Annotated in this window: 22 protein-coding genes; 18 read left to right on the plus strand and 4 right to left on the minus strand. The window is 24.9% G+C overall.

Annotated elements, in window-relative coordinates; genetic code table 11:
- Nucleotides 1-51: 51 nt before the first annotated feature.
- Nucleotides 52-882 (minus strand): phosphatase PAP2 family protein, encoded by an 831-nt coding sequence (locus EQF90_RS01025; RefSeq protein ID WP_134711405.1) that lies wholly within the window; start codon nucleotides 880-882, stop codon nucleotides 52-54.
- A 104-nt stretch (nucleotides 883-986) separates the two neighbouring features.
- On the opposite strand from EQF90_RS01025, the gene EQF90_RS01030 reads away from it, so the two are divergent.
- The 5 genes from EQF90_RS01030 (at nucleotide 987) to EQF90_RS01050 (ending at nucleotide 4,298) form a co-directional block, all read left to right on the plus strand.
- Complete coding sequence (locus tag EQF90_RS01030; RefSeq protein ID WP_134711406.1) at nucleotides 987-1,901, plus strand: tetratricopeptide repeat protein; 915 nt, start codon at nucleotides 987-989, stop codon at nucleotides 1,899-1,901.
- Between the two features lies 1 nt (nucleotide 1,902).
- Nucleotides 1,903-2,706 carry a type I methionyl aminopeptidase gene (gene map, locus EQF90_RS01035; protein WP_134711407.1) on the plus strand — a complete coding sequence of 268 codons (804 nt, stop codon included), beginning with the start codon at nucleotides 1,903-1,905 and terminating at the stop codon, nucleotides 2,704-2,706.
- A 9-nt stretch (nucleotides 2,707-2,715) separates the two neighbouring features.
- The gene (locus EQF90_RS01040; RefSeq protein ID WP_134711408.1) at nucleotides 2,716-3,051 is read left to right on the plus strand and encodes a hypothetical protein; all 336 of its coding nucleotides are present in this window, start codon (nucleotides 2,716-2,718) and stop codon (nucleotides 3,049-3,051) included.
- An 8-nt stretch (nucleotides 3,052-3,059) separates the two neighbouring features.
- A complete protein-coding gene (locus EQF90_RS01045; protein ID WP_134711409.1) occupies nucleotides 3,060-3,794 on the plus strand; it encodes an HAD family hydrolase in 735 nt (244 codons plus the stop codon).
- A 138-nt stretch (nucleotides 3,795-3,932) separates the two neighbouring features.
- Nucleotides 3,933-4,298 (plus strand): sigma-70 family RNA polymerase sigma factor, encoded by a 366-nt coding sequence (locus EQF90_RS01050; protein WP_134711410.1) that lies wholly within the window; start codon nucleotides 3,933-3,935, stop codon nucleotides 4,296-4,298.
- 66 nt (nucleotides 4,299-4,364) lie between these two features.
- Here the strand turns inward: EQF90_RS01050 and EQF90_RS01055 are convergent, their stop codons facing one another.
- Nucleotides 4,365-4,976: a hypothetical protein gene (locus EQF90_RS01055; RefSeq protein ID WP_134711411.1), complete on the minus strand. Its 612-nt coding sequence runs from the start codon at nucleotides 4,974-4,976 to the stop codon at nucleotides 4,365-4,367.
- A 20-nt stretch (nucleotides 4,977-4,996) separates the two neighbouring features.
- Here EQF90_RS01055 and EQF90_RS01060 point away from each other — a divergent pair, with 20 nt between their 5' ends.
- Both EQF90_RS01060 and EQF90_RS01065 read left to right on the plus strand, forming a co-directional pair.
- On the plus strand, nucleotides 4,997-7,051 hold the full coding sequence (locus tag EQF90_RS01060) for a ComEC/Rec2 family competence protein (protein ID WP_134711412.1): 2,055 nt from the start codon (nucleotides 4,997-4,999) through the stop codon (nucleotides 7,049-7,051).
- A 104-nt stretch (nucleotides 7,052-7,155) separates the two neighbouring features.
- Entirely contained in the window at nucleotides 7,156-7,359 is a 204-nt protein-coding gene (locus EQF90_RS01065; RefSeq protein ID WP_134710621.1) for a hypothetical protein, read from the plus strand.
- 149 nt (nucleotides 7,360-7,508) lie between these two features.
- On the opposite strand, the gene EQF90_RS01070 is transcribed toward EQF90_RS01065, so the two are convergent.
- Nucleotides 7,509-7,937 (minus strand): IS3 family transposase, encoded by a 429-nt coding sequence (locus EQF90_RS01070; RefSeq protein ID WP_167604057.1) that lies wholly within the window; start codon nucleotides 7,935-7,937, stop codon nucleotides 7,509-7,511.
- Nucleotides 7,921-8,097: a hypothetical protein gene (locus tag EQF90_RS01075; RefSeq protein ID WP_167604059.1), complete on the minus strand. Its 177-nt coding sequence runs from the start codon at nucleotides 8,095-8,097 to the stop codon at nucleotides 7,921-7,923. The genes EQF90_RS01070 and EQF90_RS01075 overlap by 17 nt, the downstream gene beginning before the upstream one ends.
- Before the next feature lie 832 nt (nucleotides 8,098-8,929).
- On the opposite strand from EQF90_RS01075, the gene EQF90_RS01080 reads away from it, so the two are divergent.
- The 11 genes from EQF90_RS01080 to EQF90_RS01130 all read left to right on the plus strand — a co-directional run bounded on the left by EQF90_RS01080 (nucleotide 8,930) and on the right by EQF90_RS01130 (nucleotide 16,328).
- Nucleotides 8,930-9,394 (plus strand): DUF234 domain-containing protein, encoded by a 465-nt coding sequence (locus EQF90_RS01080; RefSeq protein WP_134711414.1) that lies wholly within the window; start codon nucleotides 8,930-8,932, stop codon nucleotides 9,392-9,394.
- A 13-nt stretch (nucleotides 9,395-9,407) separates the two neighbouring features.
- Nucleotides 9,408-10,049, plus strand: coding sequence for an alpha/beta hydrolase (locus EQF90_RS01085; protein WP_134711415.1), 642 nt, complete (start codon nucleotides 9,408-9,410; stop codon nucleotides 10,047-10,049).
- Nucleotides 10,050-10,089: 40 nt separating this feature from the next.
- Nucleotides 10,090-10,617 (plus strand): NUDIX domain-containing protein, encoded by a 528-nt coding sequence (locus EQF90_RS01090; RefSeq protein WP_134711416.1) that lies wholly within the window; start codon nucleotides 10,090-10,092, stop codon nucleotides 10,615-10,617.
- A gap of 20 nt (nucleotides 10,618-10,637) precedes the next feature.
- A complete protein-coding gene (locus tag EQF90_RS01095; protein ID WP_167604061.1) occupies nucleotides 10,638-10,790 on the plus strand; it encodes a hypothetical protein in 153 nt (50 codons plus the stop codon).
- Nucleotides 10,790-11,080, plus strand: a complete 291-nt coding sequence (locus EQF90_RS01100; RefSeq protein ID WP_167604063.1) for a GNAT family N-acetyltransferase — start codon at nucleotides 10,790-10,792, stop codon at nucleotides 11,078-11,080. Before EQF90_RS01095 ends, EQF90_RS01100 begins: the two co-directional genes overlap by 1 nt.
- Before the next feature lie 2 nt (nucleotides 11,081-11,082).
- On the plus strand, nucleotides 11,083-11,850 hold the full coding sequence (locus EQF90_RS01105; protein ID WP_134711418.1) for a nucleoside phosphorylase: 768 nt from the start codon (nucleotides 11,083-11,085) through the stop codon (nucleotides 11,848-11,850).
- Between the two features lie 230 nt (nucleotides 11,851-12,080).
- A complete protein-coding gene (locus tag EQF90_RS01110; protein ID WP_134711419.1) occupies nucleotides 12,081-12,632 on the plus strand; it encodes a GNAT family N-acetyltransferase in 552 nt (183 codons plus the stop codon).
- Nucleotides 12,616-13,482 carry a hypothetical protein gene (locus tag EQF90_RS01115; RefSeq protein ID WP_134711420.1) on the plus strand — a complete coding sequence of 289 codons (867 nt, stop codon included), beginning with the start codon at nucleotides 12,616-12,618 and terminating at the stop codon, nucleotides 13,480-13,482. Before EQF90_RS01110 ends, EQF90_RS01115 begins: the two co-directional genes overlap by 17 nt.
- A 140-nt stretch (nucleotides 13,483-13,622) precedes the next feature.
- A complete protein-coding gene (locus tag EQF90_RS01120) occupies nucleotides 13,623-14,306 on the plus strand; it encodes a response regulator transcription factor (protein ID WP_134711421.1) in 684 nt (227 codons plus the stop codon).
- Nucleotides 14,306-15,514: a sensor histidine kinase gene (locus EQF90_RS01125; protein ID WP_134711422.1), complete on the plus strand. Its 1,209-nt coding sequence runs from the start codon at nucleotides 14,306-14,308 to the stop codon at nucleotides 15,512-15,514. The genes EQF90_RS01120 and EQF90_RS01125 overlap by 1 nt, the downstream gene beginning before the upstream one ends.
- A 145-nt stretch (nucleotides 15,515-15,659) precedes the next feature.
- Entirely contained in the window at nucleotides 15,660-16,328 is a 669-nt protein-coding gene (locus EQF90_RS01130; RefSeq protein WP_134711423.1) for an ABC transporter ATP-binding protein, read from the plus strand.

A 16,328-nucleotide genomic window follows, 5' to 3' on the forward strand; every position in this document is an offset into this window, starting at 1 on the left:
ATCATTTATTATTTCGGCCGAAAATAATGACAAATATTGTTGTCAAAACCATTATACTATTTGACAACAATATTTGTCAAATAGTTTTTTATAAATTATATAAATTACGGATGAAGCTATTATATATCCCATTGAAATGTCAGTAAGGAAATGAGCACCATCAAATATTCTTGATACACCTACAAGTATTGACCAAGCAATAGGAAAAATAATAAAGAATTTTTTATATTTTCTGTTGACATCAAAAACTTTAGGTATATAAATTAAAATAAGGCTCGAAGCAGCCGCACTTGTATGACCTGATGGAAATGATTTGAATAAATCAGAAGATGGTTTACCATTTAAAATCCACCAATTTGTAAATGTAGAAAAGTCACCTTTTTGATACATATCAAAGAACCTATGTCTCCCCCAAATATTTTTCATAAAATCAAATATAATGAAAATTGTAAAAATTGAAATTGCAGTAAAAATAGCAAATTTAACCAATTTTTCTTTATCTTCAATTTTTATTAATTTAAATAAAACAATAGATGATGAAACATAAAATATGTAAATAAAGATACTTAATAAAATTTGTTTATTGTTGAAGTATCTAGGAATTCCATAGGCTGAAACAATTGGAAAACAAATAAAAAATAATAACATTAAAATATAAGCTAATTTGTTTACCTTAAATCTGGAATAGTTTAGATAAATAAGAGAAGATGTTGTCATTATAATAATCATTGGAAATTCTCCTAAAAATTTGAGTGTTTCAGGATAAAGATTTCCTCTAGCATAAAGTAATTTATTAATTTGTAAGTCATAAAATGATCCTATTAAAATCCCAAAAAGTCCTAATAATAAAAATGATAATAAAATTTTAGTTGTTTTTTTCAAAATTCCTCCTGTAATAATGTTGTATAATTAGTTATAGATTATTTTATCAAAAATTCTTTAATAAAAAAATGCTTTTTTGATATAATATACTAATAGAGGTAACTATGGAAATTAAAAGCTTTAATTTAAAAAAAACCGCAGAAGAATATTATTATAAAGGAGATTTAGAAAAATCTATTGCTTTATTTGAAAGAGCTTCAAATTATGCTCAGGGAGATAATTTGCTTGATATTTTGTATTCTCAAGCTATAATTTATGACGAACTTGAGGATTATGATAACTCCTTAAAAAAATTTAATGATGCTTATCAGTTAAACGATTCAAATGCACAAATTTTGTATGGGATTGCGATGAGTTATGAAAAATTGGGAGATTATAACAAAGCGGAATACTTTTATAAGCAATGTATTATTCAAGATCCGGAATATGATAGAGCTTTATTTTTTCTAGCTAATTTATATGATGTTGAAAAAAAATATGAACTAGCAATTTATTACTATCAAAAAACTATAGAATTAGTGCCGGATGATTATATAGCATATAATAATATGGGTGCAATTTATGAAAACATTGATAAATTCGATTTAGCACTGGATGCACTTAATAAATCATTAGAGATAAATCCACAATATTTTAGAGCATATTTTAATAAGGGAGTTGTTTTTGGAAGATTAAAAAATTTTCTAAAATCAGTTGAGAATTATAGGATTTCAATAAGTAAAAATAGTGATTATGGAAATAATTATTTAAATTTATCTGCAATATATATTGAAAAAAAATTGTACAAAGAGTCAGTACATATTTTAACTAAGGGGATAAATAATTCAGCTGATAATTTAGCTAATTTATATTATAATCGAGCTTGTTCATATATAAAGCTAGATGAATTTGAAAAGTCAATGAGTGACTTAAAAAAATCAGTAGAGATTAATAATAATATTGCAGAATATGCAAAAAATGATGAAGACTTTAAAAATATTAGAAAAAATGATATATTTATAAAAATAATTGGAGATTAATATGATTACACTTAAAACAAAAGAAGAAATAGAGGGAATGAGAAAATCGGGAGAAATACTTTGTAAAACTCATTTAGCAATAAGAGAAATTTTAAGACCGGGACTTACTACATTGCAAGTTAATGATTTTGCTGAAGCATTTATGAAATTTAAAAATGCTATTCCAAAACAGAAAGGATATGAGGGATTTCCTTACGCATTATGTACTTCATTAAATGATGTTATTTGTCATGGATTTCCTAAAAAAGAAGATGTTTTAAAAGAAGGGGATATTTTATCAATTGATAATGTTGTTGATTATAATGGGTATTTATCTGATTCTTGTTGGTCATATGCAATTGGAAAGATTTCGGAAGAAGATAAAAAACTTATGGAAGTTACTAAAAATAGTATGTATTTAGGCATAGAACAAGCTGTAGCTGGAAATAGAATTGGTGATATTGGAAATGCGATTCAAACATATGTTGAATCTGAAGGATTTTCAGTAGTTAGAGATTTTGTTGGGCATGGTATTGGAAAAGAAATGCATGAAGATCCACAGGTTCCTCACTATGGTAAATCCGGACGAGGAAGAAGGCTTATGGAAAATATGGTAATTACTGTTGAGCCTATGATAAATGTAGGTACTTGGATGATGAAAATTGATAGTGATGGATGGACTGCAAGAACGAGAGATGGTAAAAAATCATGCCAATTTGAACATACATTTGTAGTTAGAGATGGTAAGGCTGATATTCTAACAAATCAGGATGATTATGAATTAAATGATGAAGAAAAACAATGGATAAAGAATTATAAATTTTAGGAGATTTTAATGAGATCAATACTTAAATTAATTTCAAAATATGGAAGTTCAAATAGTATAATTCCTATTTTAGTTATTGTATCAATAATTGCAACAATATTAGTATATTCATTTATAAAAAATAAGAAAATGAAATACTATATAAATTTAGCAATATTTATAGTAGGAGTGATTTTATTTATTAATGGATATATATTTTTATTAAATACAACAGGATTAGCAATGCTAAAAATTGGAAGTGAAGTTATTACTTTTGGTATAGTGGGTATTATGTTTGCTTTTATTTTAGATATCTTAGATTCATTAGGAGGAATTTTTAAGAAAAAAACAGTTAAGAGAAAATAGGAGGTCATATGATAGGTGCTTTTTTTGATATAGATGGTACCTTAATGAGAGAATCCATTATGGTAAAACATTTCAAAAAATTAGTAAAATATGGAATAATTGATGAAGAATCATATATAAAAAATATAAAAGCTAAGTATGAAGCTTTTGAAAAAAGATATGGTGACTATGATGATTATATTTCAGAAATAGGATTGTTATATAAAGAAAAATTAATGGGAATAAATAAAGCTTTAATTGTTGAAACAGCTAAACAAGTTATCAAAGAAGAAGGTGAGCTGGTTTATACATTTACAAGAGATAGAATTAAATGGCATAAGGAGCAAGGGCATAAAGTATTTTTTGTGTCAGGGTCTCCTACTTATTTAGTAAAGATGCTTGGACAAGTATATAATATAGATGATTGCTCAGGTACAGATTATATTTTTGATTGCGATGGTAATTTTACCGGACAAATTTCCCAAATGTGGGATAGTGATTCAAAGTTAAAAGAGATAAAATTTTTAGTTGAAAAATACGATATTGACATTGATAATTCATATGCATATGGAGATACAAATGGGGATTTTTCAATGTTAAAAACTATGAAGAATGCAACAGCGATAAATCCATCCAAAAAATTTTTGGATATAATTAGAGATGATAAAGAACTTAGGGGAAGAGTCGATATTATTGTTGAAAGAAAAGATGTAATTTATCATGTAGATATAAATGTCGACCATTATACATTAAAAACTGAATAAAATTTAATAAAAAAAGTTAAAGTACTGTATAATCAGAAAATTTATGATTATATAGTACTTTTTTTGTATCTTGATAAATACTTATCTTTTTATGTATATTTATAAAGTATTCAGGAGGATAAGTCAGGATACAATATAATGAAATATGTTGATAAATTAATAATTGAGGAGATATTTGAAGACTTTTATAAATATAATAAAGAGTACAAAAATATTATTAAAGAGGAGCAATATAAATATTTTATTAATAAAAGGAGAGTAAAGAAAAGTAAGAAAAAATTTAATATAAAAAATACTGAACAATTAATGTTTCTTTTATTTTCAATGCTTGATAAAAAAGAAAAAGATTTAATAGAAATGAAATTTAAGTACAGGATGTCAATCACTGATATCTGTACTATACTGTATATATCAGAATCAACGTATCATAGGAGGATGAGAAAAATATATAGTAAAATGAGTAAGTATATAAAAGAGTTTGAAGGATTATTTAATATAAAATAAAAAGGAGGAAATCCTGAAATAATTGTAATTTAAATTTACAATTAAGTTTTTCCTCCTGTTATACAATTATTCTATCCCGTAAGAAATAATGACACCATTATTATTAAAAGTATAATCTATTATTTTGAATCTTCTTATTTCTGATAATGATGATACGGTAATACAATTTTTTTCAATAGAAAAAATACCGGGTATAGTAGTTCTATTATTTGATTTTATAATTTTAACATCGTTTTTAATATATTCGTTAATATTTTTTTCTAGTATTGAAATTATTTGTTCAACATCTTTTTCGAAAAATAAATTATTAATAGAGAATGTTGATTTTTCAATTCTTGTATAAAATTTTTCACAATCTAATGAAAAATATTTTTTTAAAACGGATTTAATAAGTAATCTTGCTGTTAAAGATTTTAAAATTTTGTATCTATTTTCATAATTTACTGATATACTTATCTTATCAGATATAGGTTTAAGGTTTGATACTAAAACTGTACCAACACTTGAATCGTATATATAATCTACTTTTTGATCATTTATCATAATTTCTTCTTTTTCAATATTAAGTTTTTTATAATCTAATAAGATGTTATCGGCAGGGACAATATGATATTTTGCTTCAAAAAATTTTCTTTTTACAATACGTGTATTTATTTTATTTATATAATTATTTAACATTTTTACCTCTAGGAGTTTTCATGAAAAGACCAATAATTTTTATTTTAATCTATTATATTTTAGGTATAATTTTTTATGAATTTTTTGATCTTAACTTAAATTTTTATATTTTTTTATTATTCATTTTTCTTTTATTTTATAGTAAAAATAAAAAAAATGCTATACTAATGATTATAATCATTTTTATTTCCATAATTTCAGTATATCTTAGATATCCATCAAATCAAGTAAGTAAGACAAAAATTCGTGCTGAAATATTTAGAAAAGAAGTTAAAGAATTTAATATTCATTATTATTTAAGATATAAAAATTTTAATATTTTATTAAAAACCAGCAAAGATTTTGCTTTAGGGGATATTGTTTCTTTTACTGAAAAATTAAATAAACCAAAGACATCAAATAATTTTAACACATTTAATAAGGAAAGCTATTTAAAGAGTAAAAATGTTTTTTATGAAGTTAATTCAAAAATTGTATCTAAAATTGGTCATAAAAATAGATTGAAATATAGCATTTACAATCATCTTAAAGAATTTTTTGATGAAAATTTAAATAAGATTTCTTCATCATTTATGAATTCTATGATTTTGTCAGAAAAATCCGATAATGAAATGTTTGATGATTTTAAGGATTTGGGATTATCTCATGTTTTAGCTATTTCGGGACTTCATTTAAATATTTTGATATTATTCTTAGATAGTATTGGCAGAAGAATGAAAATAAGCAAAAAATATTTTGGGATATTTGTAATTATGTTTTTAATATTTTACGGATATCTTGTTGATTTTCCAATTTCTTTAATTAGGGCTTTAAGTATGTATGTTATAACAATGTTTGCTATTTACACAAATAATATAAAAGATAGATATAATACACTTTTTGTATCTATGTTAGTGTCACTTATTGTGAATCCATTTTTCATATATTCGACAGGATTTTACCTTAGTTATATAACTATGTTTTCAATATATTATTTACCTAATAAAGTGTCTAATTTATACAAAAAAATTCCAAAAATTTTTATTACACCAATAGCTATTCAAATAGGTTTACTCCCATTTTCAATTTACTTTTTCAATAAAATAAATTTACTCTCCATTTTTACAAATATACTTATATTACCATTTGTAAGTGTAGCTTTATTATCGGGTTTTACCTATATTTTTATTAGATTAAAATTAGTAAGCTTATTTATTGAGGGTATTTTTTGCATCGTTTCGCTTATAATTTCTCCATTTAATGTAATAAAAGAATCATTTGAAATAACATTTCCTTATTCAAATGTAAAAATGATTGTAATTTATTATTTAATTATAATTTGCATCTTAAATTACAGAATGATTTTATATAAATTTAGAAAGAATAAGAAATTATACTTAATTTTTGCGATTTTTCCAGTAATTTTACTGAAAACATTCTTATTGCCTTATGCTGTGATAAATGTTGTTGATGTAGGTCAGGGAGGTGCAATAATGCTTAGAAATAAAGGTATTACAACACTTATAGACACCGGGGGAAATATGTTTAATCCGGAATTATCAGGCAGAAATCTTTATGATTATTTATATAAGAATGGCGTCACAAAAATTGACAATGTCTTTATTTCTCACAATGATTTTGACCACATGGGAAATTTGCAATATTTAGTATCAGTTATGAATATTGGAAAAATTTATTCCAACACACTAAAAAATTACAATGCAAAATCTCTAAAAAATGGAGAAAAGATAAATATTGGGAATGCATGTTTTAAGGTGATTTTAGATGGTAAAAATGCAAAGTCTTCTAATGATAGTTCACTCGTACTTTTGTTAAAAGTTTTTAATAGTAATATTTTACTCACAGGAGATGCTGAGGATAAGGAGAAATTTATAAAAAATGAGGATAGGATAGATTTTTTAAAAATTTCACATCATCAACTATTGGAAAGACTTAATAACAGAAATATAAAAACATTTATAATCGAAAAGCAAGGAAACATTGAAATCTACATTAATAGATACGGATATTCGATATATCCGTATAAACATAAGTATGATGTGGTGGAGTTTATTAAGAAAATTATTTTGTATTAGGAAAAATATAAAATAATTCGTAAGATGCCAAAGGAAAATCAATAACAGAATTTATATATTTGTACTACTGTTACTAGGACTTAACATAGTTACAGGGGGGATATTTGACTTCAGTAAGAACTCCAAGAAAAGATTTTATTATAAGCATCTTAAGAGGATATGTCTTAGTTGCTTTGAGTGTAAACATCATTCCATCAATATTTGGAGTTAATTCAATTTGGTATGCAATGATAGTTTTGGAGTTTATCACATTAGTTGTATCAATAGTTCTTTTTATTAAATATAAAAAGGGGGGATTGGAAGAGTAGTTCCAATTCTATATGAAATTGCATAAAATTGGAAATTAACTTCCGATTATTATGAAGATAAATTATGTAAATTTTTTCGAGTATTCGTTTCAAAAAATGTTCCGATTAAACTACTACTCATATCAAGGACATTATGTCATTTTTGACAGTTAATTTAATTCTCCAGGATTTATTCCGGTTGTTGAATAATAATAGAATTCTTTTGGGGTTAGCTTTTCTAGCCCCATTTGAAATCTATCGTTATTGTAATAATCTATCCAATCATCAATTCTTGATTTAATTTCTTCAAAACATGTCCACTGTTGTGCATAAGGAGCCAATTCTTGTTTCAAATGTCCAAAAAAGCTTTCTTGAGGAGCATTATCCCAACAATTTCCTCTTCTAGACATTGATTGTCTAAGTTCATAACTGTTTAATAATTCTCTAAAAGATGTGCTAGTGTAGTGACTTCCTTGATTACTGTGTATCATTGCTTTTGAATTTATCTCAATCTCATGATTTTTGATTAAGTTTTCTACTGTTTCAAGAACAAAGTCAACTTCTAGGTTTTCACTTAATACATTATCCAGCCTTAGCAAATATTTTAGGATAATTTAATTTCCCTAACTCTATTTCCTTAATAAGAAATTTTTTAAAATCCAAAGTGAACTTTACAGTTATGTTTATAACTCTAAAAGTATATGGATTACTCAGTAATTCAGCTTTTTCTTTATCGTTATAATATCTTTTATTTGACATGATAATTTTCCTTTCCTATAAATTTAATATATCACTAGAGAATTAATTAGTCTATAAAAAGGTATTACCAATAATTTCTTATAAAATTTATTACATATGACTGTATAATTTTTGGTATGGCCATTTAATATATACTGTCAAAATGTAATTTTATGTGACCAGCTTATAGGTAGTAGTTTACATGTGTATTACATGTAAATTAAGAGTATTGATTATTTACAGGTAAAAAAGTTTTTGAAAGGTCATGTAAATTAATAATATTTGCTATTTACAGGTAAAAACTTTTTGGGAGTCAAGTATATTACATGTAAATTAAGAGTATTCGATATTTACAGGTAAATTTTTTAGGACAACTACCTGTAAATTTTAATAATGTAAGAATTACATGTATTCAAAACAGTGATTTGTAAAATTTTTCATGTAAATTATTAAAATATTTGTAATACATGATTATTTATAACCTTTTTTACCTGTAATATAAAAAAATTATTATAATACATGATTTTCAAAAGGATTTACCTGTAATATTAAGAAATCATTGTAATACATGACTATTTTTAACCTTTTTTACCTGTAATATAAAAAAATTATTATAATACATGATTTTCAAAAGAATTTACCTGTAATATTAAGAAACAATTTGTAATACATGATTATTTTTAACCTTTTCTCAAGGAGCTACTAAATTAAATGAGATTGGAAATAAGTTAAAATTAGCAACCAGTAGCTTAAATTATTACTTAAATTCATTAATTGAGTTAGGAATAATTGAAAAAATACTCCTGTATTAAATAGAAAATCTAAAGGACCAATCTATTTAATAAGGGATACAATGTTTTATTTTTGTTATAAATTTGTTCAAAAGAATTTAAATCTTATTAATTTAGATATGGGTGAGTTAGTTTATAACAAGTCTATAAAAGACAATTTAAATGATTACATGGGAAAAGTTTTTGAAAAAATTTTTATAGAATATTTTGAAGAAAGATTTAAAAGAGGATTATCACCAATTTTTCCAGATGATTATGGTAATTGGTGGGGAAATGATAGTAGATTGAAGAAAGAATTAGAAATTGAAATGATTGCTTATGGAGATGATGGAAAATATTTATTTTTAGAAGCAAAGTGGAAAAATGAGTTGATTGATAAATCGGTAATTGATAATTTAGTTGAAAAATACTTAAATTTTTCTTATAAAGAATCCTTTTATTTGATAACGAGTTTATCAGTTTTTAGTAAAATGGAAGTAGGAAATAATGTAGAATTGATAAAGTTAGAAGATATGTATAATATATAATAAGGAGTTAATTATGAAAAAAATATATATGCTTTCAGGATTGGGGGCTAAAGAGGAGTCTATATTAGAATTTAACAAATTCTTAAATAGTCAAAATTATGAAATTATTTATATAGACTTGCCAGGACAATATTCTAATTTAAATATTAAAATAGAAAATAGAGAAGATTTTGTAAATTGGATAAAGTCAGTTATTCCTTGTAATTCTCTTGTTATGGGATATTCATTAGGATCGGATTTAATATTAAAATTCATAGATGATATTAACCCTAAATCTACTATAATACTTGATGGTGGAGTATTTGAAAATGATTTTATGCAAACAACTTTAGAAGAAGAAAAAGAGTGGAGTAGAAATTATATTAAGCAAAACAATTTAGATATGAATCCTGATACTGTATGCTCACTTTTTGACTTGAGATTTGATCAATATAAAGATATATTTTCGATAAATACGGAAAAAGACATTTTATTACTTTTATCAGATACACCAAAAGAAGCATATGACTATAAGTTAAACAAGGTTAAAAATTACAATAAACTTGATAGAAAAAATATTGAAATTGTATTTATTGAAAATACAAATCATGATTTTTATAGTGAAAAACCTGAAGAAATTGGTAAAGAAATAGTTAGATATTTGGATAAATTTTGATTGTGAAAAATTATATTTTTGTATAAGGATGGATGATTAGATGAAAGAATTAAATATATCATTGCAAGATACTCAATGGGATTTTACCTATACAGATCATGATAGAGATATTGTAAGAGCTATAGTTATAGATAATGAAGAAAATTATTATTTTGTTAGAGTTGAGAGAGAAGATGATTTCGGTAAAGCAACACTTATTGAAACAGCAGGTGGTGGAGTTGAATCAGGAGAAAATCTTGAAGAAGCAATAGTTAGAGAACTTAAAGAAGAATTAGGCGTTGAAGTAGAGATTATAACTAAATTAGGAGTAGTAAAAGATTTTTATAATTTGATTCATAGACGAAATATTAATAATTATTATTTGTGTAAAATTAAGTCATTTGGAGAAAAAGAAATGACAGACTCGGAGATAAATGATTTTCATTTATCTACCTTGAAATTAACATATGAAGAAGCTAGAAGAGAGTATGTTAAATGTTCAAATACAAGATTGGGAAAGCTTATTGCTGATAGAGAAATACCTGTTTTGGAGCATGCTACAAAAATTTTGGAAAATGAGATTTATTAAAACTTTCTAGGAGTAATATTTTGAAAATAATAAAATATTCTAATAAGTATAAAGAAGATTTACATCAAATGATTAAAGAAGCAAGGATTAGTATTGGACTTAACTCAAATCTAAGAGAAGATTTATATGATATTAATAAATATTATATTGATAAAGGTGACTGTTTTGGTTAGTGGTTAATCAAAAAGAAGAAGTTTTGGGTTGCTTAGGATATTCGAAAATAGAAAATAAAGAAGAAGCTTTTTTACATAGATTTTATATAAAACCATCTATGAAAAGAAGGGGGATAGGTACTAAACTTCTGGCGTTTGTAGAGGATTACTTAAAAAATAAAGGGATTAAGACTTTAAGAGTTCATTTGGGTGAAAGTAAAAAGAATTGGTATGAGTCATATTCTTTTTATCCTAAAAATGGATATAAAGAATATGAAGATAGGTATATGATGAAGGAGATAATAGGATAAAAATGACATTAATAAAAAATGAAATTCCAATTTTGGAATATGATGATAATCAAAGTGCAGTTATTATGCCAAATCATGAAAATTTGAAATTAGAATTACCCGAAAAATGTGTGTTTGCATTTTTAGAAGATGAAATAGATAAATTCGCCGAAAAAAATAGAGCATGTAAAGTTTCTGAATTTATATCTTGTACTAAAATATATCCAATTTATGTTGTAAAATATGAAGGTGAAGAAATTTGTTTAGTTCAGGCACCAATGGGTTCAGCTTCATCAGGGCAGATTTTAGATTGGTTGATTTCTTATGGGGTAAAAAAAATAATTTCGTCAGGAACTTGTGGTGTTTTGATTGATTTAGATGAAAATAAGTTTATAGTTCCTATAAAAGCTTTAAGAGATGAAGGTACAAGCTACCATTATATAAATCCTTCTAGGTATATTGAAATAAATAAAGTTGCATTGAAAGCTATTGAAAAGACACTAATAGAACATGGATTAGAATATGTCGAGGTTTTAACTTGGACTACTGATGGTTTTTATAGAGAAACTCCTGAAAAAGTTGCTTATAGAAAAGAAGAAGGATGTGCTGTTGTTGAAATGGAGTGTTCGGCTTTAGCGGCTGTAGCACAATTCAGAAATGTAATTTGGGGGCAAATTCTTTTTACTGCAGATTCATTAGCAGATATCGAAAAATATGATGCTAGAAATTTTGGAGAAGACTCTTATGAATATGCCTTAAAATTATGCTTTGATGTATTAAAAAAATTATGATTGCAGTTGAAAGATTCATTCCTAAATCTTTTAATAATTCTTGAGCATTTTTTTCAAAACTGGATCTAAACTAATATTTGTACTTACTTTTGTCATGGAAATAGAACTCCTTTTAATATATAATATTATAAAGTATTTAAAAACATAAATGATTTATGCGTATAATGTGCATGTTATACATGCTTGATATGCGTATGACATTCATGCACATAATTTTTAGGAGCTAAACTATGAACATAAAATTAATAAAACCGACAATAAATGACAAAGAAAAAATTATTGAAATGTTAAAAATATGGAAAGAAGATATTGAAAAAAATAAGACTAATGGTTCGCCATCGGCTATTTTTAGAAATATGGATGAAGATTTTCAATATTATTTGGATAATTTGGATAGAAAAGAAAATATAGATGAAGGTAAAGTTGCCTCTACCACACTTTTTTGTTATGACATGGATAGAAAAGTATTTGTAGGTGCGGTTAATATTAGACATTCATTAAATGAACATTTACTTCAATTTGGAGGACATATTGGAGATGGGATAAGACCTGATGAGAGACGAAAAGGTTATGCGACAGCTATGATAGGATTGGCACTTGAAGAATGTAAGAAATTAGGAATTGGTAAAGTGCTTATGACTTGTGATAAAACTAATATTGGATCAGCAAAATCAATTATTAATAATGGTGGAATTTTAGAAAATGAAGTATTAGAAGATGGAAAAATAGTTCAAAGATATTGGATTGATAACAAAGGTATAGATAATGTTAAGAGAAGCTAATTTAGAAGACGTAAATAATTATTTGGAATTTGCCTATAGGCTTTCTCAAGATTTTGAGAATTCTTTTTTTCCTACATATTTAGATGGTATAAAGACTAAGGAAGATTTTTACAATTCTGCATTTAAGTCTTTTGAAGATGAAAATTCAAAAATTTTATTATTTGAAATAGATGGAGAAGTTTTAGGATGGATTGATTTTTACTGGCTTCCAAGTGATCTATATTTGGGAATTAGAGTTTTTAACGTTAAAGAATTTAAAGGTAAATCTATTGAAGAATTTATTGAATACGCTAAACAATATTTTTCAAAATATACAATATTCTTTGGATTGCCATCAAAAAATATTGAAAGTGTAAATTATCTGAAAAAAATTGGTACTACAAAAGTTGAAGAAAACTATGTATATACTCTTAATTTTGAGGAGTATCAGCCTAAAGAATATGATGGAGAAATTATAAAAGTTAACGAAGAAAATTGGAATGATTTTTCTAATCTTCATGATAAAATTGAAGGAATTTATTGGAATTCTGAAAGATTATATAAACAAATATTTACTTTAACAAATAATAAATGGAATATATACCTATATTATGAAGAAGGACAAGTTATGGGGACTATTTATTTCGTATATACTCCATTACTTATGGAAATTTTTGGTGTGGATTTTCAAGATAATAAATTTGATAAAAAAATTATGAATAATTTATTAATAAAAGCTCTAAATGTATCAAAAAGTGATGGGCAAAAATATATGACTTATTTTGTAGGAGAAGAGGAAATAGATATTGTTGAAAAATTAGGATTTAAGTTTTTAGATAAGTATGAATTATATAAACTAGAGCTTAATTAACGTATTTCTATTGTAATCGAAATTATAATATTTAATTGAATTATATAAAGATTAAAAAATAAGAATTTTTCAATTAAAAAGTACATTTTAATAAATAAGATAAAATGATATAATTATAAAAAAATCTAAAGAGGTGAAATATGACAAGGATACTTTTAGTTGAAGATGATAGATCATTAAGCGTTGGGTTAGTTTATTCCTTAAATAAAGAAGGATATGATATAATTCATACTGAAAATATTTTACAAACAAAAAAAGTTTTAGAAGACGAAATATTTGATTTAGTAATTTTGGATGTTACACTTCCTGATGGGGAAAGCTTTGAATTGGTTCCAAATATTAGAAAAAATAAATCTACACCGATAATATTTTTAACTGCGAAAGATGAAGAAGAGGATATAATTAAAGGATTTGATAATGGTGGAGATGATTATATTACTAAGCCATTTAGTCTAAAAGTTTTACATGTAAGAATTAAAAGATTATTGGAAAGAACTGTTTCTGTAAGTGATATGACTAGAGTTTCAGGTGAAATTAAAATAGATGTGCCTTCACTTAAAGTTTATAAAAACGATAAAATGATAGATTTAACGCATTCAGAATATAGACTACTAAATTATTTTATGGATAATTATAATTTAGCATTGAGTAGGGAAAACATACTGGAATTTTTATGGGATTCAGATGCTGAGTTTCAAGCATATTCTACTATTTCCGTATATGTAAATAGAATTAGAGAGAAGATTGAGGATAATCCAAGTGAACCAAAATATTTAAAAACTAAAAGAGGAATAGGTTATATTTGGTCGGTGGAGGTTAAATAATGGTTCTACTAAAGGGAAAAAAATATTTTACAATTGTTATTGTAAATATATTTATAATATTTTGTGTTGCAGTACTTGTAACTCAATATTTGGATTATAGAACAAGTAAAAAAAGATTAATTATAGAAAAAACTCTAATAAAGCAAATGCGTAGATATGAAGATATGACCGGAGTAAATATTTATGAAAAATTAAAAAATGAACCTGATGAAAATTTAATAAATGAAAAGTTGACAAAATTAAATGATGCAAGATATGGATTTATAAATTTTAGAGGGCAATTATTTTCGTTAAGATTGGTTTATATTTTATGTATAGTAACAATTGTATTTTTAATTTTACAATTAATTAACTTTATTTTTATAAAAAGAAATCAAAAAAAATATATAAAAAAGATTGATAAATTTATAGATTCATTGCAAAATAAAAGATTTGATTATCAGCTGAAAGAAAATGATGATAGTGTTATTTCCAGCTTAAATAGCAGATTCAATAAGTTGGGATTATCTATAAAGAGTAATTATGATTCCTTAGAAAAAGAGAAGGAAAAATTGAAGGATACATTAGTTGATATATCCCATCAAATAAAAACTCCATTAGCCTCTTTAATGATGAATAATGAAATTATAATGGATTCAAACAATCTAGAGAAAAGTCAAATAGAATTTTTAAATTTAAGTCAGTCTCAAATTATTAGATTATCTTGGCTAGTTTCATCTTTATTAAAAATAGCAAGATTTGATGCCAATTCAATTCAAATTAAAGAAGAAGATTTTAAGATATCTAATTTATCTTTAGGTTTTGAAGATGTTTTGTATGAACAATTAAAGAAAAAAAACTTGAAATTGATTCATAGTGGAGATTTGGATTCAGAAGTTAGACTGGATTTAAATTGGACTAGAGAAGCTTTACTTAATATTGTAAAAAATGCTACAGAACATGCATATGAGGGTACAAGCATTATCATTGATTATTTAGTAAATGTATCTATGATTAGAATAGATGTAAGTAATTTAGGTGAAAATATATCTAATGATGATATCACAAATATATTTAAAAGATTTTATAAATTAAGCAGTAATACTAATAAAGAATCTGTAGGAGTTGGTTTAAACTTATCTAAAAAGATAATTGAAGCTCAATTAGGAACGATTTCTGTTCAAAATGACAGTAATGGTGTTACATTTACAATATTATTTTTAAAATAAAAAATTAAAAATAAAATGATCTAAAAGTTAACATTTAGATCATTTTTGTATTTATAACAAAATTGTTATATAAATTTAATAATTATTTAAAAAATAAATGATATAGTATAAATATAAACTTGTTTTACGTTCTAAGGAGGAGAAGATGAAAGTAATACAAACTGTTAATTTAAATAAAACATATGGAAAGGGGGATACATTTGTACACCCGGTAAACAATGTGAATTTAGAGGTTGAAGAAGGGGAATTTGTTGCCGTAGTTGGAGCTAGTGGAGGAGGTAAATCTACATTATTACATCTTTTAGGTGGGTTAGATATACCGACAAGTGGAACTGTATATTTAAATGGTAAAGATATATATGCAATGAGAAATGATGAGAGAGCGATATTTAGGAGAAGAAATATCGGATTTGTATTTCAGTTTTTCAACTTAATACCGGTTCTTACTGCTGAAGAAAATATAAAACTTCCTACATCATTGGATAATATTGAAATTGATAAGGAAATGTTTGATGAAATTATAAAACAATTGGGGCTTACAGACAGGTTAAATCATTTTCCTTCTCAATTATCGGGCGGAGAGCAGCAAAGAGTTTCTATTGGAAGGGCATTGATAAATAAGCCATCCATAATACTTGCTGATGAACCGACCGGGAATTTAGATAAAAAAAATTCACAAGAAATTTTAAATTTATTGAAACTTTTTGGAAAAAAATATGGAATTACTGTGGTAATGATAACCCATGATTTAAGTCTTGCGGCAGCAGCTGATAGGATAATAAAAATTGAAGATGGAAAAATAATGGGGGCATAA

The organism is Helcococcus ovis, assembly GCF_004524775.2.
In the GTDB taxonomy this organism is placed as follows: domain Bacteria; phylum Bacillota; class Clostridia; order Tissierellales; family Peptoniphilaceae; genus Helcococcus; species Helcococcus ovis.